This is a genomic window from Micromonospora sp. NPDC004704 (genome assembly GCF_053601675.1).
Window position 1 is genome coordinate 51,782 of sequence record NZ_JBSGCD010000035.1, and the last position, 22,186, is coordinate 73,967.

Here is a 22,186-nt window from a genome sequence, read left to right on the forward strand (position 1 = left end):
CCGGGCACGATCGGGGTGTGGACCGACCACCCGCAGGCGTGAAAGGTTCAATTCGGGCGTAAGTAGCCGGCCCGGAGCGGATAGTCGATCAGGACGTACATCAAAGATGATGTGAATACCCGTCTGGGTATGTAGAGAAAAATTGCGTTACCACTTTCAGTGGCATTACGCACCGTAGGGAAGTGGCCGCATTGCGAGGGCGGCCGGGGGCGCAGGACCGGGGTGCATGGGCGGGGCGCAGGAGCAGCGGCGCAGGACCGGGGGCGCACCGGCGCTCGGTCGGCTAGCGGAAGACCCCGATCTCCCGGGGCTTGAGGCCGGGGAAGATGGTCTTCGGGTCGGCCACGCCCATCCGGGTCTTGAGCAGCTCGGTCAGCACGTCGCGGTAGTCGTTGGCGCCGGCCAGGTCGCCCTGGTCCAGGGCCGAGGTGGCGAGCCCCGGCCACCGGCCGTGCACCTTGCCGCCGTTCATCCCGCCGCCGAGCATCAGCATCAGCCCGCCGTGCCCGTGGTCGGTGCCGGAACTGCCGTTCGCCTCGACCCGGCGGCCGAACTCGCTCATGGTGACCACCGAGACGTCGTCCAGCGCCGGCCCGAGGTCGGTGGCGAAGGCACCGAGTGCGCCCGCCAGCTCGTTCAACCGGTTGCGCATGTCGCCGCCGTCCGGCCCGCCGATGTTGGTGTGCATGTCCCAGCCGCCGATGTCGACCGCCGCCACCCGCAACCCCACCTTCGCCTTGATCAGCCGGGCCACGTCGCGTAGCTGGTCGGCGAAGCCACCGCCCGGCCACTGTGCCGTCGATTTGTAGTCCTTGCTGGCGATCTTGCGTGCCGCCGCGATCGACGCCAGGGTCTCGGTGGCCTGGGTCGCCAGCGGGTGGTCGTCCAGACCGGTGTAGAGCGCCTTCAACGCGGTGAGCGTGCTTGCCCGTACGCCGCTGAAGCCCTGCAGGTCGAACTCGCGGATGCCCTGGAGCACCAGCTTGTTCTCGCCGCCGACCAGCGAGCGGGGCAGCGCCGCGCCCTCGGCGATGGCCCGGAACGTGGTGCCCGGACCGAGTGCGGTCAGGACCCGGTCCAGCCAGCCGGTGTGTACGCCGGTCGAGGCGGCGCCGCGTTCCAGGCAGTCCTGCGCCTGGAAGTGGCTGCGGCTGGCGTCGGGCGAGGCGACCGCGTGGACGGCGGCCATCTTGCCCGATTTCCAGAACGGTTCCAGTGGCGCGAGGGCCGGGTGCAGGCCGAACCGGTCGTCCCCGGCGATCAGGGCGCCGGGTTGCACCGCGATGTTGCGGCGGGCGTTGAGGTAGTTCCGGTCACCGCGCGGCACCACCACGGAGAGGCCGTCCATGCCGCCGCGCAGGAAGACCACCACCAGGGTGCGGTTGGTGGTGGCCGGCGCACCGAACGCGACCCGGGTGGTGGCGATCTGGCCGGCGAGACTGGCCACGCCGACCGCACCCGCACCGGCCATCACCCGACGCCGGGTGAAGCCGTGCCGCCAGCGGTCGCGTTGCCCGGCGAGTTCCTCGGTGACCGCCTCGGCGTGCACCCGGATCGCCGCCTCGGGCAGGTTCGGCCCGTGCCGGCGCAGTTCCTCGGCCGTACGCGGACGCGGCGCGACGTCGTCGCGCGTACCGGGAGAGTTGTCCTGCGTCATGGTCTCTCCTCAGCGCAGCGCGTGGTAGATCGAGTCGAGGAACAGCGGGGCCAGGTGTTCGATCTTGCCGCCCAGGGTGGCGTTCTTGACCGCCGTACCCTCCTTCGAGCCGAGGAAGGTCAGCATCGCCTGCTTGTCCTTGGCGGTGAGCGGCTGTTGCAGCAACCGGGCGGCGAGGGCGTCCAGGTACTGGCCGGTGGTGGGCGGCCGTTTGCCCACCAGCCCCTCCGGCTTCGGGTACGACAACCCCTTCTGCGCGCCCTGCACCAGGGCCCGGTGGCTGTTCCAGATGGCCAGGGTGGCGTGCGCCGAGCGCCAGGCCGCCGCCACGTCGGGGTAGCCGTTCGGCGGCACCCAGCCCAGCGGCGGCTGCCCGAACCGCTGGGTGAGCCGGTAGAGCCCCTCGATCCCGGCCCGGGTGTCCGCGCCGGGTGCCACGCCGAGCGAGCGGGCGGTGGCGACGAAGTTCTCCAGCGGGCGGCGGGCCTTGAGCCCGGTGGAGATCCAGAACTCCTGCGAGCGGAACAGCACCCGCAGCACCGGGGCGATCGCCGTCCCGTTGGCCAGGTACGCCTCGGCCAGCCGCTGCACCAGGTGGTGCGGCGGGGTGTCGGCGACGAACCGGACCGCCAGTTTGCGGGCGATGTTCTTCGCCGTCGCCTCGTGGGTGGCCAGGTACTGCAGGTAGCGGTCGCCGAGTGCGAGTCCCTTGGGGCGGGACGGGTTCTTGTCGGTGAAGCCGAGGACCTTGACCGGGTCGATCCAGTGCCGGTCGTTCTCGTACCGGAACTCGCCCTCGTTCGTCACGGTCCGGCCCGTCATGATGTACGCGCTGTTGCGTACGTCGGATTCGGTGTAGCCGCCGTCGATCCCGACCGTGTGCAGCTCCAGCAACTCCCGGCCGTAGTTCTCGTTGACCGACCTGCGGTGCGACTCGTTGTTGTTCAGGTAGCGCAGCATCGCCGGGTTGCGGGCGCTGGCGGCGAGCATGTCGGAGAACTTGCCGAGGGCGTGCTTGCGGATCACCTGACTGTCGAACGAGGTCCGTACGTCCCAGCCGCCGTCGAACGGGTTGGTCACGTTCAGGTGGTTGGACCAGAAGTCGACCATCACCTCGAAGAGCTGGCGGCTGCTCCAGAACTGGCGGGCCAGGGTGGCGTGCCCCAGCTCGTACTGGGCGGCCCAGTCGAACTCCTTGACCGCACGCCGGATCTGCGCGGTCGACATGCCGACGGTGGGGAACGAGGCGAGCACCTGGTCGCCGATCGGGTCCTCGACCCTGCCCGGTTCGAGCTGCCGGTCGATCCAGGCGTCGATGCCGACGGCTCGGACCGCGTCCGCCTCGGTCCGGGTCGGTCCGAAGGAGGCCCGGCGCAGCAGGTGCAGGACCGGATCGCGGCTGAGCGGGTTGGGGAAGACCGGGGTCGCCTTCAGGGCCGCCTCGGCGGCCTTGGCCGGGGTCTCGGCCAGCCCGGAGGCGCCGAAGTTGATCGACTCCCCGAGCGACTGGCTGTAGCTGGCGTCGCGGTCGGCGAAGGAGCCCGCGTCCCGGGGCGACCGGGTCGAGGTCGCCTGGTCGCTCACGGCCGCGGCGATCCCACCACCCCCACCGAGTACGGCGGCAGCCGAGCCGACCGCGCCGGTGGCGACCGCGGCGGCGCCGAGCCCGATGACCACCTGGCGGCGGTTGCGCAGCAGGTTGAACAGGGCCGGTTCGCCGGCTCGGGCGGCCCGGGCCATCGTGCCGAGCACCGGGGCCAGGCGGTTGGTCGCGCCCCGGCGTTCGCCGGTGCCGGTGTCCCGCCGCGACGGTGCCCGGTGCCGGGACTCCCCGTTGGGGGCTCCCACTCCGGCCGCCCGGCCGTCGCGCTCCGCCGGGCCCGGCTGTTCCCGCTCGGCCATTCTGGGCGCACCTCTTCGTCGATCCGGGGGTCGGTCGGGCGTCCGGCAGCCAGCGCCCCAGGCGCACCCTAGCCAGCCTCTGAGTTGTCGCTCAACCATCGAGGCGGATTGTTAAGCCGTACCAAAGGAACCGTGGCGGGACACGTCCGATGGGGTGGCGCGGGTGGCTACACTGGGCCGGTGCCGGAGTCGCTGATGGTTGTCGTGAGCTGGTGGGCGTACGCCCTAGCGCACGTCGCCACGGTGGCCACCCGCCCGTCCGAGCTGCTCGCCGGTGCGGTGGCGGTGGCCACCCTGCTGGCGGTCGCGATCGCCCTGCACCTGGTCAACGGCCCACCCGGGACGGCCGGTGCGGCCACCCGTGGGCTGACCATCCGGGACCGGGCGCGCCGGGCGCGTGTTCCCCGCCAGCTCGACCCGGACGCGGCCGGTCGGCCCCGTCCCCGAGCACCGACGGTGCTCCTCTCGGCCGCGTAGCGGCTTCACCTCCCCGCCGCCACGCGGCCGGTTCCGTCCTTCACCGTCCACATCGGACGTTGTCTCCAGGCTCCGCACCCGGTGCTGACCACACGCACCCGGTGCCGTGCCTTCCCGGAATCGGACCGAGGGGTTCACCATGTTTGCCTTCGCACCACTCGACGGCGCCGTCGGCGTCGCCGCCACCGTCCTCGACGCGCTCGCCACGGCGGTCGCGCCACTGGCCGGCACCGCTGCGACCGCCGCCGCCGTTGTGCTGTTCACCATCGCCGTACGGCTGCTGATCACGCCCCTGACCTGGGCCCAGGTACGCGGCGAGCGGCGCCGGGCCGAACTCGCCCCGCAGATTCGTGAACTCCAGCGGCGCTACGGCAAGGACCGGGCCCGGTTGCAGCAGGAGATGGTCACGCTGTACCGGGACGCCGGGGCGAGTCCGGTCGCGGGTTGCCTGCCGGGGCTGCTGCAGGTGCCGTTCTTCGTGGTCATGTACCACCTCTTCACCAGCGCCGGATCGGACGACGGGGGAGCGGGGATGCTCGCCGAGCGACTGGCCGGGGTACCGCTCGGGCACCACGTCGCGGACGGGCTGGGCGGTGCGGCGGGGCCGCTGTTCGGCGTACTCCTGGTGTTGTTGCTGGTCCTGGCGTGGTGGACGTCCCGGCGGATGCGTCGGGACGCCGCGGTGGCCGCCGCCGCCCAGCAGCCGGGCGGTACGGAAATGCCCGGTGCCGCCGTGCTGACCCGGATCCTGCCGCTGCTGCCGTACGGAACCGTGCTGGCCGCGCTGGTGCTGCCGCTGGCGGCGGTGCTCTACCTGGTCACCACCACCGCCTGGACGGCACTCGAACGGGCGGTGCTGCGCCGGCCGCAGGCAGCGGTGGCGACCACCTAGACATCGACAAACGTTGACATGAGTGGGTCCGGGACGTACAACCGGAGAGAGAGCGCTCTCTCATCCGTCCCGCAGAGAGGCCAACATCATGACCAGCACCGTCCCGGCTCCGGCCGGAATCGCACCGAGACGCCGCAGACTCCTGCTGCTGGCCGTGCTCACCACGATCGTCACCGTGGTGAGCACGGTCTCGGTGACCGCCCGCGCCGCCGTACCGCCGACCCCGCCCGGCTGGAGTCTGGTGTGGAGCGACGACTTCAACGGCGCCGCCAACACCCTCCCGTCGGCCGGCAACTGGATCATCGACACCGGGACCAGCTACCCCGGCGGACCCGCGAACTGGGGCACCGGCGAGATCCAGACCTACACCAACAGCACCGCCAACGTCAGCCACGACGGCGGCGGCAACCTGCGGATCACCCCCATCCGCGGTGCCAACGGCCAGTGGACGTCGTCCCGGATCGAGACCGTACGGACCAACTTCAAGCCGCCGGCCGGTGGTGTGCTCGCCATCGAGGGCCGGATCCAGATGCCGAACGTGACCGGTGCCGCGGCGGCCGGCTACTGGCCGGCGTTCTGGGCGCTCGGTGCGCCGTACCGGGGCAACTACCAGAACTGGCCGGGCATCGGCGAGTTCGACGTGATGGAGAACGTCAACGGAATCAACTCGGTCTGGGGCGTACTGCACTGCGGGGTCGCACCGGGCGGGCCGTGCAACGAGTTCAACGGCATCGGCACCAACCGGGCCTGCCCCGGCAGCACCTGCCAGTCAACGTTCCACACCTACCGCTTCGAGTGGGACAGCGGCTCGAACCCGCAGCAACTGCGCTGGTACGTCGACGGCCAGCAGTTCCACACCGTCACCCAGAACCAGGTCGGCCAGCCGTACTGGAACAACATGACCAGCCACGCCGGCTACTTCCTGCTGCTCAACGTCGCGATGGGCGGCTCGTTCCCGAACGGGGTCGCCGGTGCGACCACGCCGACCGCGGCAACCGTCTCGGGCCGGCCGATGCTGGTCGACTACGTCGCGGTGTGGAGCCGGGGCGGTGGCACACAGCCCACCACCCCGCCGCCCACGTCGCCGACCACCCCGCCGCCCGGTGGTGGCGGCAGCGCGTACTCGACGATCCAGGCCGAGGCGTACAACGGGCAGAACGGCGTACAGGTCGAGGCGTGCAGCGAGGGCGGGCAGAACCTGAGCCACCTGGCCTCGGGTGACTGGGCCCGGTACGACAACATCGACTTCGGCACCACCCCGGCGCGTGACTTCGTGGCCAGGGTCGCCTCCGGTGCCGCCGGTGGGGTGAGCGGCCTGGTCGAGGTACGCCTGGACAGCCCGACCAACCCGCCGATCGGCAGCTTCGCCCTGGCCAACACCGGCGGCTGGCAAACCTGGCGCTCGGTCCCCGGCAACATCACCCCCACCACCGGCCGCCACACCGTCTACCTAACCTTCACCAGCGGTCAGCCGGCCGACTTCGCCAACGTCAACTGGCTAACCTTCCGCCGCTGACCCTCCCCGCCCCACCCGTCCCCCCGTCGATCTTGCAGTTGTGGTGGCCACGATGCGCCTTTAGAGGCTTTTGTTCGGCGCCACAACTGCAAGATCGGCGCTATCCGGGGGTGGGGTCTGGACAGCAACAGTTAAGAGTCTTAATAATTGGCCAACTGTTGATGGTTGCCGATGGCTTGATGGCGTGGAGGACTGCGTGAAGCGCTCCAGAACTGTGCTCCTGTCCCTGATCGCGTCGCTGGTGGCGGCGTTCGGGGCTGTCTGGGTGGCGATGCCGGCGTTCGCCGCCGGCCCGACCGCGACCTTCGTGAAGACCTCCGACTGGGGCTCCGGCTGGGAGGGGAAGTACACCATCACCAACGGTGGTACGACCGCCATCCCGTCCTGGAGCCTGGCCTTCGACCTGCCCGCCGGCACTACCGTCGGGACGTTCTGGGACGCGCTGATGACCTCGTCCGGTCAGCGCTTCACCTTCACCAACCGATCCTGGAACGGGAACCTGGCCCCGGGCGCGTCGGCGTCGTTCGGGTTCGTGGCCAGCGGTCCGGGCAGCCCCGGCAACTGCACGTTGAACGGCACGGCCTGCGGCGGCGGCACCACGCCGACCACGCCGCCGACCACCCGCCCGCCGACCACCCCGCCCACCACACCACCGACCACCACGCCACCGACCACCCGCCCGCCGACCACCCCGCCACCCACCACCACCCCGCCGGTCACCCCGCCGCCGAACTCACCGCTGCCGAAGCACTTCCTCACCGGGTACTGGCACAACTTCGACAACCCGGCGGTCGAGCTGCGACTGCGCGACGTACCGAACGAGTACGACCTGGTAGCGGTCGCCTTCGCCGAGGCCACCAGCACCCCCGGTGCGGTCACCTTCGGGATCGACCCCGGCCTGTCCAGCGCCCTCGGCGGCTACACCAACGCCAACTTCGCCACCGACGTACAGACGCTGCACTCGCGGGGCAAGAAGGTGATCCTGTCCGTCGGCGGAGAGACCGGTCGGGTGGCGGTCAACGACGCCGCCTCCGCGACCAACTTCAGCAACAGCGTCTTCAGCCTGATCCAGCAGTACGGGTTCGACGGCGTCGACATCGACCTGGAGAACGGGCTCAACCCGACGTACATGGCACAGGCGTTGCGCAGCCTGCGGAGCAGGGTCGGGGCGAACCTGATCATCACGATGGCACCGCAGACCATCGACATGCAGTCCCCGACGGTCGGCTACTTCAAGCTCGCGCTGGACATCCGGGACATCCTCACCGTCGTACACACCCAGTTCTACAACTCCGGTTCGATGCTCGGCTGCGACCAGCAGTTCGCGTACAGCCAGGGGACGGTCAACTTCATGACCGCTCTCGCCTGCATGCAACTCGAGGCCGGACTCCGGCCGGACCAGGTGGCCCTCGGCCTGCCCGCCGGACCCGGCGCGGCCGGCGGCGGGATCGTCGCACCGGCACTGGTCAACCAGGCCCTCAACTGTCTCGCCCGGGCCACCAACTGCGGCAGCTTCGTGCCGCCGCGCACCTACCCCGGCATCCGGGGCGCGATGACCTGGTCGATCAACTGGGACGTCTCCAACGGCAACAACTTCGCCCGTACGGTCAAGCCGCACCTGGCCACGCTGCCGTGACCTCCGTGACCGCGCCGACGGAGTTCACCTCCACCACCGCCCGGTACTGACGACCGGTGCCCCCGGGGCCCAGCCGGAACGGCACCGACACCCAGGGCCCGCCACCAGGGCGCGCGGGACGAGTGGCTGATCAACGGCGATCAGCCACTTGTCCCGGCCCGGTCTCAGCGGGCCGGCGTACGTTCGGTGTGATCCCGGTCCTCGTTCTCGTCGCGCCGGGATCGGCGGTGACGCAGGCGCTTGACCACCCAGGACGAGACCACGAGGACAAATCCGGCGAGCAGCGCCAGATCGAACCAGGTGCTGTACCGGTCGATCTGCTGCCAGCGCGAGCCGAGCGCGAAACCGAGCCCGACGAAGATCGAGTTCCAGATGCCGCTGCCCAGCGTGGTCAGGGCCAGGAACCGGCCGATCGGCATGTGGTTGGCGCCGGCCGGCACCGAGACGAGGCTGCGGACCACCGGCACCATCCGGCCGAGCAGCACCGCCCAGCTCCCGTACCGCTCGAACCAGCGGTCGGCCCGGTCCAGGTCGCCCGCGTCCACCAGCGGAATCCGGTCGAGCCAGCGTTTGAGGCGTTCCTCGCCCAGGGCCGCACCGACCCAGTAGAGCGCGAGCGCACCGACCACCGAACCGGTGGTCGCCGCGATGCCCATCACGAACACGTTGGCGCCGCCCTCGGCGGCCAGGTAACCGGCGAGGGCGAGCACGATCTCGCTCGGCACCGGCGGCACGATGTTCTCCAGGGCGACCAGCAGACCGACCCCGAGCGGGCCCAGCGCGTCGATGACCGAGGCCACCCACCCGGTCAGCCCGCCCATCTCGGTCGGCTCCGCCTCGGTGGTAACCAACATCGACACCGCCCCCTCCGTCGCCCTACAACCCGCCGGACGGGTGGTTGGACAAACCCGTACCCATCTCGATCCACATCTACACCCGTGGGCCCGACCAGGGGTTCGTTTGCCGGGACGGCGTACCGGATAAGGCAGTCGGGCATGGGTGACCGGTGGTATTCGGAGGCAGTCGTCTACTGCCTCGACATTGACACGTACGCGGACACGAACGGCGACGGGGTCGGTGACCTGCGCGGGCTGATCGGGCGGCTGGACTACCTGGCCCGGCTCGGGGTCACCTGTCTCTGGCTGCACCCGATCCACCCGTCCCCGAACAAGGACGACGGGTACGACGCCACCGACTTCTACAACGTCGACCCGCGCTTCGGCACCCTCGGCGACTTCGCCGAGCTGCTGCACCAGGCCCAGAACCGGGGCATCCGGGTGATCATCGACCTGGTGGTGAACCACACCTCAAACGAGCACCCGTGGTTCCAGTCGGCCCGGTCGTCGCCGGACTCGCCGTACCGGGACTGGTACGTCTGGTCGGACGAGGCACCCCCGGACCGCAAGCAGGGCATGGTCTTCCCCGGCGAGCAGGACGAGACGTGGACCTACGACCGGACCGCGAAGGCCTGGTACTACCACCGGTTCTACGACTTCCAGCCGGACCTGAACATGGCCAACCCGGCCGTCCGCGAGGAGATCAAGAAGATCGTCGCGTTCTGGCTCCAGCTCGGGGTCTCCGGATTCCGGATCGACGCGGTGCCGTTCATCATCGAGCTGACCGAGCCGGGAAACCCGGACTCACCCAAGGACTTCGAATTCATCACCGAGCTGCGCCAACACGCCCAGTGGCGCCGGGCCGACGCCGTACTCCTGGCCGAGGCGAACGTCGAACCGGCCCAGCTCGTGCACTACTTCGGCGACCGGGGCGGCTCCGCCAACCGGCTGCACATGCTCTTCGACTTCATGCTCAACGGGCGCCTGGTGCTCGCCCTGGCCCGGCAGGACCCGGAGCCGATCATCGAGGCGCTGCGGGACACCCCCGAACTCCCGTACGGCGGCCAGTGGGCCACCTTCCTGCGCAACCACGACGAGATCGACCTGTCCCGGCTCACCGCCGAGCAACGCGACCAGGTGTTCGAGCAGTTCGGCCCGGACGAGGGCATGCGCCTCTACGGCCGGGGCATCCGTCGCCGGCTCGCCCCGATGCTCGGCGGCGACCGGCGGCGGATCGAGCTGGCGTACGCGTTGCAGTTCTCGTTGCGCGGTACGCCGGTGCTCCGGTACGGCGAGGAGATCGGGATGGGGGAGGACCTGTCCCTGAACGGCCGGGACGCGATCCGTACCCCTATGCAGTGGTCCTTCCAGTCCAACGCCGGGTTCTCCACGGCAGCGCCGGAGAACCTGATCCGCCCGGTCATCTCCGGCGGCGAGTACGGCTACGAAACGGTCAACGTGACCGAGCAGCGGCACGACCCGGGCTCGTTGCTGTCCTGGTTCGAGCGGATGATCCGTACCCTGCGGGAGGCCCCGGAGGTCGGCTCGGGCCGGTGCACGGACCTCGACCGGGTGATGCCGCCGGGGGTGCTGGCGCACCGGGCCGACGGACCGACCGGGACGATGCTCTTCCTGCACAACCTCGGTACGACCGACGCGGTCGTCGACCTCGGTGACCTGTACGCCGAGGCGGAACTCCCCGGTGACGTCCTCGCCGACCAGGAGTACGCCCCGGTCGGCAAGCTCGACGCGCTGGCCGTAACCGGGTACGGCTACCGCTGGATCCGGCTGCACCGGGGCCAGGGCCTGCCGGGCTGAGCCCGCGTCAGGTGTGGACCGGGGTCGGTTTCCCGGTCCGCACCTTTCCGGGCTACCGGATCCGGTAGATGAGGAACGTGGCGGTCGGGTAGGGGACCGTTTCGCGTAGTTCCAGGCACGACCCGTCGAGCGGGGTTCCGGTCACGATGTACCTCACCTGGTGCTGCTGCAGGAACGCTCCGCACGGCTCGGTGTTGACCTCGAAGTGGTCGGGCGTCGGCAGGTTCAGGGTGGTCGGTGACGTGACGGCGGGATCCCGGTCGAAGTTGAACCAGACGTGGGCGTACCGGTTGTAGACGTGTTCCTGCTGGCCCGTCTCGTCCGCGGTCTTCCACAGGTCGAGCTGCGGGTACGCGTACACCCCGGTCATCGACCGGGCGCCGTTCATGTACGCGAAGTTCTGGATGCTGCCGACGTCCGTGGCCCACACGGCGCCCGGGTCCTCGGCATGGATGGTCCGGATGGCCTGGGACAGCGGCGTACTGGTCAGCACGTCGGTGCCCCGGTAGAGCGGATGGATGAGGGCGGTCATGCCGACCGAGAAGACCAGCAGGACGGCGGCACCCCAGGCGAAGCGCCCACGAAGTACCAGGTAGGTGACCAGCGTGATCGGGATGATCGAGATGAGCAGGCCGCGCTCGCTCATGAAGCCCGGATAGGCGTCCATCACGTGCAGGCCCAGCAGCACCTGGACGAGGAGCACGACGGCGGTGTAGCCGAGGACGATCCGGTGGCCCGGCAGCGCAGACCGGTTCTCCTCGCGTCGCCGCGCGAACTCCTCGTCCAAACGCCTGGCGAACAGGACCACCCCGATGAAACTCAGCAGTCCGATGCCGATGAGCAGCCGGGGGTGCGGCACCCGCTCCAGGAACAGCAGCTTGCCGACGAGGCCCAGGTGGGGCACGAACATCCAGGACAGCAGGCCCAGCAGGGCGATGCCGGTGAACAGCAGCGGCCAGTCGGTGGCACGCCGGGTGCGGAACAACCGGTAGAGCAGGAAGACGGAAGGCACCACCAGGTACGGGAACACGAGCAGGAAGTTCGAGTTCTCGCTCTGGTTCGACAGCGCCTGGTAGAGCGGGGCCTTCTCCGCGAACTGGAGGCCGAAGCTGGTGGAGCCGGAGAACGTGTGCGCCACATCGAAGCCGCCGCTCTCGATGAGGCGCTGGCCGGGATAGGCGGTGTTCTGGACGGTTTCGATGACACCGATGCGGGTCGCGACGAAGGCACCGATGAGTGCGCCACCGACCCCGAGCGACCCGGCGATGATGCCCAGTTGCCGCAGCAGCAGCCGGCGCGGGAGCAACCGCCCCTGTTCGATCAGGTAGCCCACGGCAAACGCTGCCACCACCAGGGCACAGGGAATCTGGAACGGCGGATAGAGCACGAGTGCGAAACAGGTCAACAGATAGGCGAGCAGTACGCCCCAGGCGATGCTGGGCAGCAGCCGTTTCGACCGGACCAGGAGAATGAAGACCGTGGCCGCGAACAGCGCGTAGTACAGCGGACCGAGGGTGATGTACTGGTACCACCACTGGACGAACGGGGCGAACAGCAGCGCCAGGGAGAGACCGGTGGCGAACCAACGCCGTTTCGGCATCAGGGCGAGCACGAAGAAGTAACAGCTCAGCACGAGCAGGTACGCCATCGACCACCATTTGAAGGCGAAGGCGTTGTCGAACGGCAGCACCAGGAACACCAGGTTGTGCGGCTTGAAGACCGTCGACCACTCTTTGTACGGGACGTCCACGATCAGCGAGACGTCCTCGCCCTGCCCGATGTTCGGGTTGATCCTCGGGTACCCGGCGGCGTCCTGCGCGATGGTGAGCTGGGTGTTGACTATGAACTCGTCCGAGCGGATCGGCTGCGGATTGTTGAACAGCGTATGGGTGTCCTCCGCCTGCGCGCCGTACAGAACGCTGTGGTAGACCCCGATCGACGATCCGCTTATCTGTAGGGCGGTGAGCAGCAGCAACGCGGCGGTGAGCAGGGCCGGGAAGAACCAGATGCTGCGGACGAATTTCCCACCGAGCCGCAGGGTCCGGCCACGGAAACCATTGTTGTCTTTCATCGGTGCCATTCTGTGTCTGCGGACGAGGGGTACTCGCGGCTCAGCGGCAGGGGTGGGGTACGCCATGACCACCGGTGGCCGGCACCCGATTCCGGACGGGCACGTTGTGAATCACGACCGCACATGATGCCTGATCAAGAAGGGCGACGCCACCCGCCCGCCCGGTCGCGAGGACCCGGTGCGACCGGCCTCGCGGGGAGCGCCCATCCGGTCGGTGCCGGGGTTAAGCTCCTCCGACCGAGCGCAAGTTACCGGGAGGTAAACATGTCGGAGCAGTCCCGAGTCGCCATCGTCACCGGCGCCGCCCGAGGCATCGGCGCGGCCACCGCCCAGCGGCTCGCCGCCGACGGACTGGCCGTCGCCGTGGTCGACCTCGACGAGTCGGCGGCCGGGGCCACCGTGGAGTCGATCGTCGCCGCCGGTGGGCGGGCACTCGCGGTCGGCGCCGACGTGGCGGACCGGGATCAGGTGCAGGCCGCGGTCGAGCGGATCGCCGCCGAACTCGGCGCGCCCGCCGTCCTGGTGAACAACGCCGGGGTGCTCCGGGACAACCTGCTGTTCAAGATGACCGACGCGGACTGGGACACCGTGCTCGGTGTGCACCTGCGGGGCGCGTTCCTGTTCACCCAGGCGGCCCAGAAGTACATGGTCGAGCAGCGCTGGGGTCGGATCGTCAACCTCTCCAGCACCTCCGCCCTGGGCAACCGGGGCCAGGCGAACTACGCGGCGGCCAAGGCGGGTCTGCAGGGCTTCACCAAGACTCTGGCGATCGAGTTGGGCCCGTTCGGCGTCACCGCGAACGCGGTCGCCCCCGGTTTCATCGTGACCGACATGACCGCCGCGACCGCGGCCCGGATCGGGGTCGAGTTCGCCGAGTTCCAGCGGCTCGGCGCGGCCGAGATTCCGGTCCGCCGGGTGGGTCGGCCGGAGGATGTCGCGCACACCATCTCGTTCCTGGCGAGCGAGGGCGCGTCCTTCGTCTCCGGTCAGGTGATCTACGTCGCCGGCGGCCCCCGCGACTAGCGGCGGTCAGACCGCTTCGCGGGTACGGCGCAGCCAGAGCAGGCCGAGCACCGGCAGCACCAGCGGGATGTAGCCGTACCCCTGGCCGAAGCCGGACCAGACCGTGTCGTCCGGGAACAGGGCCCGGTCGAGCAGGCTGGTGGCACCGACCGCCAGCACCCCGACCAGTTCCACCGTGCAGCAGACCAGGGCGGTACGCCGACCGGTGCGACCGCCCCTGGCCAGCCCCACGGTGGCCACGATGTAGACCACCGCCGCGAACGCGGAGAGCAGGTACGCCACCGGGGCCTCGTGGAACTTGGTCACGATCTGCAGGGTGGCCCGGGAGGTGGCGGCGATAGCGAACAGGATGTAGACCGCGATCAGCACCCGCCCCGGCCCGGAGTTGGTACGCCGGGCCGGCGGCTGTTCGGCCGTCGGTGCCCCGGTCTCGGACGTGCCCGTCGACGGTTCAGCCACCGGTGACCTCCCATGTCTGCTGGAGCCGTACCACGACGACCGGGATGACCAGGCAGACCACGGTCACGATCACCGACCCCCACCGGGTCGGTTCCATCCGGGCCAGCACCCCGGCCAGCGGCGGCAGGCAGACCAGGGTGACCAGGTAACCGAAGAAGGTGCCGGGCTCGCCGGGATGCTCACCGCCGGCCCACGCGGCGAGGGCCAGGCCGGCGAGGACGAGCAGGCTCGCCTCCACGATCGCCAGGCCGACCAGGTGGGTCAGGTCCGGCGGCCGGTTGCGCAGCGTCGTGATCAGGCTCCACCCGGCGAGTACGAGTGAGAGCACGATCGTCACCGTCACCAGGGAGCCGTTCACGCCCGACAGCCTAGTGAGCCCGCTACCGGCCGCTCCGACCTGCCCACCGACCATCCGTCACCCCTGGTCACGCCATCAACACGCGTCTATCATCGGTCCGGTTGGGTACCGGTGGCGGGCGTACCTGCTCCGGCCGGGGTCCGGTGGGGCTCCGGGCCAGGGCCCCGGTTGGGCGACACGGACCGTGGGGAGCGACGGCGTGGGCGCGACGGGCGTGTGGGCGTTGCTGATGGCGGGCGGTTTTGTCGTGCTCGCCCTGCTCGGGCTGGCGGTGCTGGCCGACCATTCCCGTACCCCGCGTCCCGACCTGACCCGGTTGCGCGCGGAGGCCGACGAACTGGCCGCCCACGCCGCCCAGGCCCAGGTCGACGCCGCCGCAGCGGCGGAACAGGCGGTCCTGGCGCGGGCCGAGGTGACGGTGGCGGAACAGGCCAGGGACGCCGCCTGGACCGCCCAGGAGACCGTCGAGCAGGCGTACGACCGGGCCTGGCAGGCGGCGCTCGCCGGTAGGCGGGCGGCCGGGGTCACCGACGGCGCGGCGCCCGACGACGCGGACCGGGAACGGGCGGTGTCGCGGGCGGCGCTCTCGGCCTACCGGCGCGGGGACATCTCGGTGCAGGAGCTGCGGGAGGTGTTCCGCCGGTCCGGGGACTGGGACCCGGCGCAGGAGGAGCGGGAGCGGGCGGCCGAACGCTGCCGGATCGAGCAGGGGGCGGCCAGACGGGCCCACGACCGGGCCGCGGCCGGGGTCCGGCGGGCCGAACAGGCGGCCAGGGTCGCCGAGGTGGCCGCGGAGGCGCTGGTCGACGAGGCGGCCGAATCCGCGGCCGAGGCCGACGAGGCCCTGCTCGCCGTGCAACGGCACAGCACCCGCCGCCTCTTCCGACGTCAGCCGCCGCCTCGTCCGCTAGGTTAACCACGGTGGCCGGGTACGGGCGGACACCGGCGCTTCCCGGCGGGCGGGGCGAAGAGAGGAGCCGGCGTTGCTACGGTTCGGGCTGTTCGGCACGGGTCACTGGGCCGCCGAGACACACGCGGCGGCGCTCACCGCGCACCCGAAGGCGCAACTCGCCGGCATCTGGGGCCGTGACCCCGACAAGACCAGGGCACTGGCCCAGCGGTACGGCGTACCGGCCTTCGACGACGTGGACGCGTTGATCGAGGCGGCCGACGCGGTCGCGGTCGCGCTGCCGCCGGACATCCAGGCGGACATCGCCGTCCAGTCCGCCATCGCCGGCAAGCACCTGCTGCTGGACAAGCCGTTGGCGCTGAGCCTGCCCGACGCCGAACGGGTGGTCAGCGCCACCGCACGGGCCGGGGTGGCGTCGCTGGTCTTCTTCACCAACCGGTTCCACGCGAACGTGGCCGGATTCCTCACCTCGACCGCCGCGGCCGGCGGCTGGTACGGCGCCCGCGCCACCATGTACGCGTCGATCTTCGAGCCCGGCAACCCGTACGGCGCATCGCCCTGGCGGCGGGAGCGGGGCGCGCTCTGGGACATCGGCCCGCACGCCCTGTCGATCATCGTGCCGGTGCTCGGCCGGGTGACCCAGGTGGCTGCGCTGGACGGCCCACGGGACACCGTCCACCTGCTGCTCGCCCACGCCACCGGTGCGACCAGCACCCTGTCGCTGACCCTGAACGCGGCACCGGCCGCGCGCGCCTTCGACTTCGTCTTCTACGGCGAGAACGGCGTCGAGAGCGTGCCCCGCGGGGACGGCACCGCCGTACAGGCGCTCTCGCTGGCGCTGGACCAGTTGGTCCGGGACGTCGACTCGGGTGCCCGGGACAATCTCTGCGACGTCCGGTTCGGCCGTGAGGTGGTGGCCGTACTCGACGCCGCCGAGGCGGCCCGCCGGCAGAGCCGTACGGTCCGGCTGCCCGGCTGAGCCGGCGGGATCCCCGCTGCGGAAACGGCCGGTCGAGCTGTCGGCGGAAATCGGTTGCCGGGCGTATCGGCCCTGGTTAGCGTGGCCGCCATGTGCACGTTCACGCATGCCCTGATCAACGTGGCCGCCGCGTCGGCCGCGCGGGGCCCGCTTCTGGCGTCCCGCCCGCGAGTCCGGCGTACCGCCCTGGCCTGCCAGGACGAGCCCGCCGCCGCCTGATCTTTCTCCGCTGCGCCGCGTTCGCCGCGCACGCCCAGGGCCACCCGAGTCCAGATCCCGCTCGGACAGGCCCCGACTCGTGTTGTGCCTGTCCGGATCGCCGCCCGGTGTTTCTCCACCGTGGCGGCAGACAAGGACACCGGCCGTGGCATCTCGCCAACCCGTCAACAAACCGCACCAACCGGTACGGAAAGCCGAACGCGACCGCTCCCGCCGGGCGCTGTCGCAGAACTTCCTGCACCATCCCGAGGCGATCAGTCAGATCGTGCGTACCGCCCGACCCGGACCGGACGACCTCGTGGTCGAGGCCGGCGCCGGACGGGGGGTGCTGACCCGGGCGCTGGCCGAACAGTGCGGCCGGGTGCTGGCGTACGAGATCGACCCGTACCTGGTCCCGGTGCTGGCCGAGGCCTGCGCCCCGCTGGGGAACGTCACCTGCCTGGCCGAGGACTTCCTGGCCGCGCGGGCACCCGACCGACCGTTCTCGGTGGTGGGAACATTCCGTGGGCGTTGACCTCCGGCATGGTCGACTGGTGCCTGCGGGCACCCCGGCTCACCTCGGCGACCCTGCTCACCCAACTCGAGTACGCCCGCAAACGCACCGGTGACTACGGTCGGTGGAGCCGGCTGACCGTACTGACCTGGCCGTCCTTCCAGTGGCGGTTGGGCGGGAGGGTGCCCCGGTCGGCGTTCCGTCCGGTGCCCCGGGTCGACGCGGGGATCCTGCGGCTCGACCGGCGGAACAACCCGCTGGTGGCGCCGGCGCTGCTGCCGGCGTACCGACGGCTGGTCGAGCTGGGTTTCGGCGGCGAGGGTGGCTCGCTGTACGGGTCGCTGCGCCGGCACTACCCGAGGGCACGGCTCGATGCCGCCTGCCGGGCCACCCGGCTGCCCGTCGACACCCCGGTCGGGTACGTCTGGCCGGAGCAGTGGCTCACCCTGTTCCGCCTGCTTCATTCGGCCAATCGCCGGTGACCGGGCCGGAGCAGGCACTGACCGGGCCGGCCGATCGCCGGTGTCCGGGCCGGCCGACCGGCACTGACCGGGCGGGAGCAGGCACCGCCGGAGCGCCGGCCGTCAGGACCGCGTAGAGATCCTTTCGGCCGGCGTATCGCGGTGACCCTGCTCGGCTTCCTCTGCTTCACCGGCTTCCTGCTCGACCGGTACGGCGAACTGCACTGGCACACCGGTCGCGGCGGCGGCTACCTGCTGCTGCTCGCCGCCGCCACGGTGCTCGGGGTGGCCGTGGGCACGATCCGGCGGGTGCTGACGGGCCGCCGCGCCCGGTTTGTCGTCCGGTCGTCCGGGTAGCCCCGGGCATGCAGGTGCACCGGCTCGGGGGACCGGGCGACTTCGACCCGTTGCTGGAGCACGTCGGCCGTGCCCGGGTGGTGATGCTGGGTGAGGCGAGCCACGGCGGGTACGACTACTACCGGCTCCGGGAGCAGTTCACCCGCCGGCTGATCGCCGAGTGCGGGTTCAACTTCGTCGCCGTCGAGGGTGACTGGCCCGACTGCGACCGGGTGCACCGGTCGGTGACCGGCGCACCGGACAGTGACGCGGACCCGCAGGTCGCGTTGGAGCGGTTCGAGCGCTGGCCGACCTGGATGTGGGCCAACGCCGAGGTGGCCAGGTTCTGCCGGTGGCTGCGGGCCTGGAACCTGGACCGGGCGGAACCGGACCGGGTCGGCTTCCACGGGCTCGACGTCTACAGCCTGTGGGACTCGATGCAGGCGATCTTCGACTACCTGGGCGAGGACGACCCGGACGCGCTGGCCGCCGCCCGGGCCGCGTACCGGTGCTTCGAGCCGTACGGACAGCAGGTCGAGGAGTACGGGCTGGCCAGCCGGTTCGTCTCGGCGAGTTGTGAGGACGAGGTGGTCCGGTTGCTGGCCGCCGTCCGGGCCCGTGCCGCCGCCGACGGGGAGGACCGGTTCGCCGCCTGGCAGAACGCCGAGGTGGTGGCGGGTGCGGAGCGGTACTACCGGGCGATGGTGGCCGGCGGCCCGCAGTCGTGGAACGTACGCGACACGCACATGGCGGACACGCTGGACCGGCTGCTGGAGCGGTACGGGCCGGACACCCGGGCGGTGGTCTGGGCGCACAACACCCACATCGGGGACGCGCGGGCCACCGACATGGCCGAGGCCGGCATGATCAACATTGGTCAGTTGGCCCGGGAACGGCACGGTGACGACGCGGTGTCCCTGATCGGGTTCGGCGGCTACCAGGGAACGGTGGTCGCCGCGCCGCGCTGGGGTGCGCCGGGCGAGACCATGACCGTGCCGCCGGCCCGGCCCGGCTCGCTGGAGGACCGGATGCACGGCATGCTGCCCGAACGGGCACTGCTCGTGCTCTCCCACGGCGACCGGCCGGACTGGCTGAACGAAACGGCCGACCATCGGGCGATCGGGGTGGTCTACGACCCGTCGTTCGAGCAGTGGGGCAACTACGTACCGACCCGGTTGGCGGACAGGTACGACGCGTTCATCTGGTGCGACCAGACCACCGCCGTACACGAGCTGCCGGCCAACGCGGAGCCGGGCGAGCTGGAGACGTACCCGGCGGGGCTCTGAGGCCGACCCCGCGCGGCCCGGCGGCGGCTCACCAGTCGTGCATCGAGCCGTCGGTGAGCCGGTTCACCGGCAGGTACCTGGGCGTGTACGGGTACCGCGCGGCGGCCTCCTCGTCGAACCGGACCCCGATCCCCGGCTCGTCGTCCAGGTGCAGCATCCCGTCGGCGAACCGGTAACCGACGTGGAACACCTCACCGGCCGGGTCGAGGTGGTCCATGTACTCCTGGATGCCGAAGTTGGGGATGCTCAGGTCGAGGTGGAGCGCGGCGGCGATGCCGATCGGGGAGATGTCGCCGGCACCGTGCGAGCCGGACTTCACCCCGTAGGTGTCGGCGAAGTCGAAGACCCGCTTGGTGTGGGTGATCCCGCCGGTGTGCGGCACCGAGGTACGGATGTAGTCGATCAGCCGTTCGGAGATCAGGTCCTTGCAGTCCCAGATGGTGTTGAAGATCTCCCCGACCGCGAGCGGGGTGACCGTGTGCTGCCGGATCAGGCGGAACGCCGACTGGTCCTCGGCCGGGGTGCTGTCCTCGATCCAGAACATCCGGTACGGCTCCAGCGACTTCCCCAGCCGGGCCGCCTCGATCGGGGTGAGCCGGTGGTGCACGTCGTGCAGCAGGTGGAACCCGTAACCGAGCTGTTCGCGGGTGGCGGCGACGAGCTTCGGGACGAAGTCGAGGTAGGCGGCGGTGTCCCAGACGTCCTCGGCCGGCCGGTCGTGTGCCGCCGGTTCGTAGGTCAGGCCGCCGCCGACCCGGATCCCGTAGGTCGAGGTCAGTCCGGGGATCGCGGACTGGACCCGGACCGCCCGGTAGCCGTCGGCCAGGAACCGGGCGACGTCGGCGACCGCCTCGTCGATCCCGGCGCCGCTGGCGTGGCCGTAGACGGTGACCCCGTCCCGGGCCGCCCCGCCGAGGAGTTGGTAGACCGGGAGGCCGGCGGCCTTGCCCTTGATGTCCCAGAGGGCCACGTCGACGGCACCGATGGCGGTCATGGTGACCGGACCCCGCCGCCAGTACGCACCCCGGTACAGGTACTGCCAGGTGTCGGAGATCCGCGCCGCGTCCCGCCCGATCAGCAGTGGGACGAGGTGGTCGCGCAGGTACGACGCGACGGAGAGTTCACGGCCGTTGAGGGTGGCGTCGCCGTACCCGACCAGGCCGTCGTCCGTGGTGATCTTCAGGGTGACGTAGTTGCGGCCCGGGCAGGTGACGAACACGTCGGCGGCGATGATCTTCATGGGGTGCCTTCCGGGGGACGGGACGGGCGCGGGGGAGGTGGTGGCCCCCAGGGCAGCGTAGGGCTTCCGGTTTGGTCGATGTCCGGTTCTGGGTAGCAGAAGCGGTGGGCGGATCCCGTGACGCCGCGATCGGTGTCGCGGGCCCGACGAAGCGCCGCGATCGGCGCGACGGGTAGCCGCCCCGGACGAACTGGAGGAGGACGAATGCGTACTTCGGCGATAGCGGCGGTGGCGACCCTGGCCGGACTGGGCCTGGCCGTGAGCGGCTGCACCGAAGGGGGAGCCGTCGGCCTGGCCACACCGAGCCCGTCCGGCGGCACGAGCGCCGCGGCGCCGTCCGGCAGCGCGACCGCCGCGCCGGTGACCGGTGGCCCGGTGGCGTCCTGCGTGACCGGGGACTGGCGTACCGCCTCGGCCGCCGGGCAGACCGGCGGGGCGTTGGCCAGCGCGAGCATCAGCGGCGGGGACGGGGTACTGGTCAAGATCGGCCCGAACGGTGCGACCACGGTCGACTTCGGCTCGATGAAGCCGGTGACCTTCAAGGCCCAACTCGGCGACGCCAGGATCGCCGGCACGTTCAGCTACGCCGGCAAGGCCAGCGGCACGGTCAGCACCGGCGCCGGTGGCGGCACCACCGGCGACTGGGCCCCGGTGCCGCCGTTGCAGTGGGGCGACACCCGGGTCACCGTGGGGTTGACCGAGCCGACGCCGGCCACGCTCTTCGAGAACGTCAGGATCTCGGAGTACGTCGGTGACGGCGCCAGCCGCAGCGGCGACGTGGTCGACATCCAGCCGCTGCTGGGCGAGGGCCGTTACCAGTGCGGGGGCAACACGCTGACCCTGACGCCGAAGGACGCCAGCGGCCTGACCTGGGTGCTCAACCGCGCCTGACGCAGTGGTGCACAGCTTTCAGTGGGGCCGGCCCCGGTTCGGGGCCGGCCTCACTCGTCGCAGGGCACCCGCTGCGGGTCGTCCTCGGTGTCGGCGTCGCAGGGCTCGGCGTCGAATGCGGCCCGGATGACGTCGGAGAGTTCCCCGAGGGTGTCGAGTTGCTCCGGGGTGAGTACGTCGACCACCAGGCGCCGTACGTGCGACACGTGCTTGGGCGCCGCTCTGGTGATCTCCGCCAGGCCGGTCTCGGTGATCTGGATGAACGCGCCCCGCGGGTCGGTCACGCAGGGCTCCCGGTCGACCAGTCCGCGCCGGGCCATCCGCCCCAGGTGGTGGGTGAGGCGGGTCTTCTCCCACTGGAGGTGGCCCCGGAGTTGGAAGATCCGCAGCCGCCCCTCGGGGGCCTCGCTGAGGTGGACCAGGACGGCGTAGTCGCTCTCGGAGAGGCCGGTGTCGGCGAGCAGTTGCCGGTTCAGCTTGCTCTGCAACTCCATCTGCATGGTGATGAAGGAACGCCAGGCACGCTGCTCCCGCTCACTGAGCCACCGCTCCCCGTTCGCCGCCACCCGCCCATGATACCCGCCAGGATGACACGTCACCCCAGCTCACACCGGCCCGGCACCGCGTCGATCTAGACGAGTAAGTCCTAACTATCCCTGAGTCGCGGGAATGACGAAGGGTGTCGATGATCCGTTTGTGACGACAGACATCAACACCCTTCTGACC

20 protein-coding genes and 1 pseudogene are annotated in these 22,186 nt (G+C 70.8%); 13 read left to right on the forward strand and 8 right to left on the reverse strand.

The window, feature by feature from the left end:
* Positions 1 to 283 precede the first annotated feature (283 nt).
* Positions 284 to 1,657 carry a DUF1501 domain-containing protein gene (locus tag ACWEFB_RS31720; RefSeq protein ID WP_452291326.1) on the reverse strand — a complete coding sequence of 458 codons (1,374 nt, stop codon included), beginning with the start codon at positions 1,655 to 1,657 and terminating at the stop codon, positions 284 to 286.
* A 9-nt stretch (positions 1,658 to 1,666) separates the two neighbouring features.
* On the reverse strand, positions 1,667 to 3,559 hold the full coding sequence (locus tag ACWEFB_RS31725; protein WP_452291328.1) for a DUF1800 domain-containing protein: 1,893 nt from the start codon (positions 3,557 to 3,559) through the stop codon (positions 1,667 to 1,669).
* 180 nt (positions 3,560 to 3,739) lie between these two features.
* On the opposite strand from ACWEFB_RS31725, the gene ACWEFB_RS31730 reads away from it, so the two are divergent.
* The 4 genes from ACWEFB_RS31730 to ACWEFB_RS31745 all read left to right on the forward strand — a co-directional run bounded on the left by ACWEFB_RS31730 (position 3,740) and on the right by ACWEFB_RS31745 (position 8,080).
* Positions 3,740 to 4,036: a DUF6412 domain-containing protein gene (locus ACWEFB_RS31730; protein ID WP_452291330.1), complete on the forward strand. Its 297-nt coding sequence runs from the start codon at positions 3,740 to 3,742 to the stop codon at positions 4,034 to 4,036.
* Between the two features lie 139 nt (positions 4,037 to 4,175).
* Positions 4,176 to 4,928 carry a YidC/Oxa1 family membrane protein insertase gene (locus ACWEFB_RS31735; RefSeq protein ID WP_452291332.1) on the forward strand — a complete coding sequence of 251 codons (753 nt, stop codon included), beginning with the start codon at positions 4,176 to 4,178 and terminating at the stop codon, positions 4,926 to 4,928.
* An 88-nt stretch (positions 4,929 to 5,016) separates the two neighbouring features.
* Complete coding sequence (locus tag ACWEFB_RS31740) at positions 5,017 to 6,444, forward strand: carbohydrate-binding protein (RefSeq protein WP_452291334.1); 1,428 nt, start codon at positions 5,017 to 5,019, stop codon at positions 6,442 to 6,444.
* Positions 6,445 to 6,640: 196 nt separating this feature from the next.
* Positions 6,641 to 8,080 carry a chitinase gene (locus ACWEFB_RS31745; RefSeq protein ID WP_452291336.1) on the forward strand — a complete coding sequence of 480 codons (1,440 nt, stop codon included), beginning with the start codon at positions 6,641 to 6,643 and terminating at the stop codon, positions 8,078 to 8,080.
* Positions 8,081 to 8,244: 164 nt separating this feature from the next.
* On the opposite strand, the gene ACWEFB_RS31750 is transcribed toward ACWEFB_RS31745, so the two are convergent.
* On the reverse strand, positions 8,245 to 8,934 hold the full coding sequence (locus ACWEFB_RS31750) for a DedA family protein (RefSeq protein WP_452291356.1): 690 nt from the start codon (positions 8,932 to 8,934) through the stop codon (positions 8,245 to 8,247).
* 141 nt (positions 8,935 to 9,075) lie between these two features.
* On the opposite strand from ACWEFB_RS31750, the gene ACWEFB_RS31755 reads away from it, so the two are divergent.
* A complete protein-coding gene (locus ACWEFB_RS31755; protein WP_452291338.1) occupies positions 9,076 to 10,734 on the forward strand; it encodes an alpha-amylase family protein in 1,659 nt (552 codons plus the stop codon).
* 52 nt (positions 10,735 to 10,786) lie between these two features.
* On the opposite strand, the gene ACWEFB_RS31760 is transcribed toward ACWEFB_RS31755, so the two are convergent.
* Positions 10,787 to 12,805 carry a DUF7657 domain-containing protein gene (locus ACWEFB_RS31760; protein ID WP_452291340.1) on the reverse strand — a complete coding sequence of 673 codons (2,019 nt, stop codon included), beginning with the start codon at positions 12,803 to 12,805 and terminating at the stop codon, positions 10,787 to 10,789.
* A gap of 264 nt (positions 12,806 to 13,069) precedes the next feature.
* On the opposite strand from ACWEFB_RS31760, the gene fabG reads away from it, so the two are divergent.
* Complete coding sequence (fabG, locus tag ACWEFB_RS31765) at positions 13,070 to 13,828, forward strand: 3-oxoacyl-ACP reductase FabG (protein ID WP_326562797.1); 759 nt, start codon at positions 13,070 to 13,072, stop codon at positions 13,826 to 13,828.
* A 6-nt stretch (positions 13,829 to 13,834) separates the two neighbouring features.
* Here fabG and ACWEFB_RS31770 read toward each other — a convergent pair whose 3' ends face one another.
* Positions 13,835 to 14,197 (reverse strand): hypothetical protein, encoded by a 363-nt coding sequence (locus ACWEFB_RS31770; protein ID WP_326563158.1) that lies wholly within the window; start codon positions 14,195 to 14,197, stop codon positions 13,835 to 13,837.
* Positions 14,198 to 14,279: 82 nt separating this feature from the next.
* Entirely contained in the window at positions 14,280 to 14,699 is a 420-nt protein-coding gene (locus ACWEFB_RS31775) for a hypothetical protein (RefSeq protein WP_452291343.1), read from the reverse strand.
* A 145-nt stretch (positions 14,700 to 14,844) separates the two neighbouring features.
* Between ACWEFB_RS31775 and ACWEFB_RS31780 the strand changes: the two genes are divergently transcribed.
* From ACWEFB_RS31780 to ACWEFB_RS31805, 6 genes and pseudogenes are all read left to right on the forward strand, one after another.
* Positions 14,845 to 15,561: a hypothetical protein gene (locus ACWEFB_RS31780; RefSeq protein WP_326562799.1), complete on the forward strand. Its 717-nt coding sequence runs from the start codon at positions 14,845 to 14,847 to the stop codon at positions 15,559 to 15,561.
* Between the two features lie 67 nt (positions 15,562 to 15,628).
* Complete coding sequence (locus ACWEFB_RS31785; protein WP_452291345.1) at positions 15,629 to 16,534, forward strand: Gfo/Idh/MocA family protein; 906 nt, start codon at positions 15,629 to 15,631, stop codon at positions 16,532 to 16,534.
* A gap of 90 nt (positions 16,535 to 16,624) precedes the next feature.
* A complete protein-coding gene (locus ACWEFB_RS31790) occupies positions 16,625 to 16,753 on the forward strand; it encodes a hypothetical protein (protein ID WP_452291347.1) in 129 nt (42 codons plus the stop codon).
* Between the two features lie 220 nt (positions 16,754 to 16,973).
* Positions 16,974 to 17,728: pseudogene (erm, locus tag ACWEFB_RS31795) on the forward strand (ErmE/ErmH/ErmO/ErmR family 23S rRNA (adenine(2058)-N(6))-methyltransferase).
* Between the two features lie 141 nt (positions 17,729 to 17,869).
* Positions 17,870 to 18,064, forward strand: a complete 195-nt coding sequence (locus ACWEFB_RS31800; RefSeq protein WP_452291349.1) for a hypothetical protein — start codon at positions 17,870 to 17,872, stop codon at positions 18,062 to 18,064.
* A gap of 8 nt (positions 18,065 to 18,072) precedes the next feature.
* Complete coding sequence (locus tag ACWEFB_RS31805) at positions 18,073 to 19,329, forward strand: erythromycin esterase family protein (protein WP_452291351.1); 1,257 nt, start codon at positions 18,073 to 18,075, stop codon at positions 19,327 to 19,329.
* A gap of 28 nt (positions 19,330 to 19,357) precedes the next feature.
* Here ACWEFB_RS31805 and manD read toward each other — a convergent pair whose 3' ends face one another.
* Positions 19,358 to 20,569: a D-mannonate dehydratase ManD gene (gene manD / locus ACWEFB_RS31810; protein WP_326562805.1), complete on the reverse strand. Its 1,212-nt coding sequence runs from the start codon at positions 20,567 to 20,569 to the stop codon at positions 19,358 to 19,360.
* A gap of 204 nt (positions 20,570 to 20,773) precedes the next feature.
* On the opposite strand from manD, the gene ACWEFB_RS31815 reads away from it, so the two are divergent.
* On the forward strand, positions 20,774 to 21,460 hold the full coding sequence (locus ACWEFB_RS31815) for a hypothetical protein (RefSeq protein WP_452291353.1): 687 nt from the start codon (positions 20,774 to 20,776) through the stop codon (positions 21,458 to 21,460).
* A gap of 50 nt (positions 21,461 to 21,510) precedes the next feature.
* On the opposite strand, the gene ACWEFB_RS31820 is transcribed toward ACWEFB_RS31815, so the two are convergent.
* Positions 21,511 to 22,026, reverse strand: a complete 516-nt coding sequence (locus ACWEFB_RS31820; RefSeq protein WP_326562807.1) for a MarR family winged helix-turn-helix transcriptional regulator — start codon at positions 22,024 to 22,026, stop codon at positions 21,511 to 21,513.
* Between the last annotated feature and the right edge of the window lie 160 nt (positions 22,027 to 22,186).

Excerpts from the sequence above, each read along its gene's own strand:
- ACWEFB_RS31720 (WP_452291326.1), bottom strand. The coding sequence starts at position 1,657 with ATGACGCAGGACAACTCTCCCGGTACGCGCGACGACGTCGCGCCGCGT.
- ACWEFB_RS31725 (WP_452291328.1), bottom strand. The coding sequence starts at position 3,559 with ATGGCCGAGCGGGAACAGCCGGGCCCGGCGGAGCGCGACGGCCGGGCG.
- ACWEFB_RS31735 (WP_452291332.1), top strand. The coding sequence starts at position 4,176 with ATGTTTGCCTTCGCACCACTCGACGGCGCCGTCGGCGTCGCCGCCACC.
- ACWEFB_RS31740 (WP_452291334.1), top strand. The coding sequence starts at position 5,017 with ATGACCAGCACCGTCCCGGCTCCGGCCGGAATCGCACCGAGACGCCGC.
- ACWEFB_RS31750 (WP_452291356.1), bottom strand. The coding sequence starts at position 8,934 with ATGTTGGTTACCACCGAGGCGGAGCCGACCGAGATGGGCGGGCTGACC.
- ACWEFB_RS31755 (WP_452291338.1), top strand. The coding sequence starts at position 9,076 with ATGGGTGACCGGTGGTATTCGGAGGCAGTCGTCTACTGCCTCGACATT.
- ACWEFB_RS31760 (WP_452291340.1), bottom strand. The coding sequence starts at position 12,805 with ATGAAAGACAACAATGGTTTCCGTGGCCGGACCCTGCGGCTCGGTGGG.
- fabG (WP_326562797.1), top strand. The coding sequence starts at position 13,070 with ATGTCGGAGCAGTCCCGAGTCGCCATCGTCACCGGCGCCGCCCGAGGC.
- ACWEFB_RS31775 (WP_452291343.1), bottom strand. The coding sequence starts at position 14,699 with ATGGTCGGTGGGCAGGTCGGAGCGGCCGGTAGCGGGCTCACTAGGCTG.
- ACWEFB_RS31790 (WP_452291347.1), top strand. The coding sequence starts at position 16,625 with ATGTGCACGTTCACGCATGCCCTGATCAACGTGGCCGCCGCGTCGGCC.
- ACWEFB_RS31805 (WP_452291351.1), top strand. The coding sequence starts at position 18,073 with ATGCAGGTGCACCGGCTCGGGGGACCGGGCGACTTCGACCCGTTGCTG.
- manD (WP_326562805.1), bottom strand. The coding sequence starts at position 20,569 with ATGAAGATCATCGCCGCCGACGTGTTCGTCACCTGCCCGGGCCGCAAC.
- ACWEFB_RS31815 (WP_452291353.1), top strand. The coding sequence starts at position 20,774 with ATGCGTACTTCGGCGATAGCGGCGGTGGCGACCCTGGCCGGACTGGGC.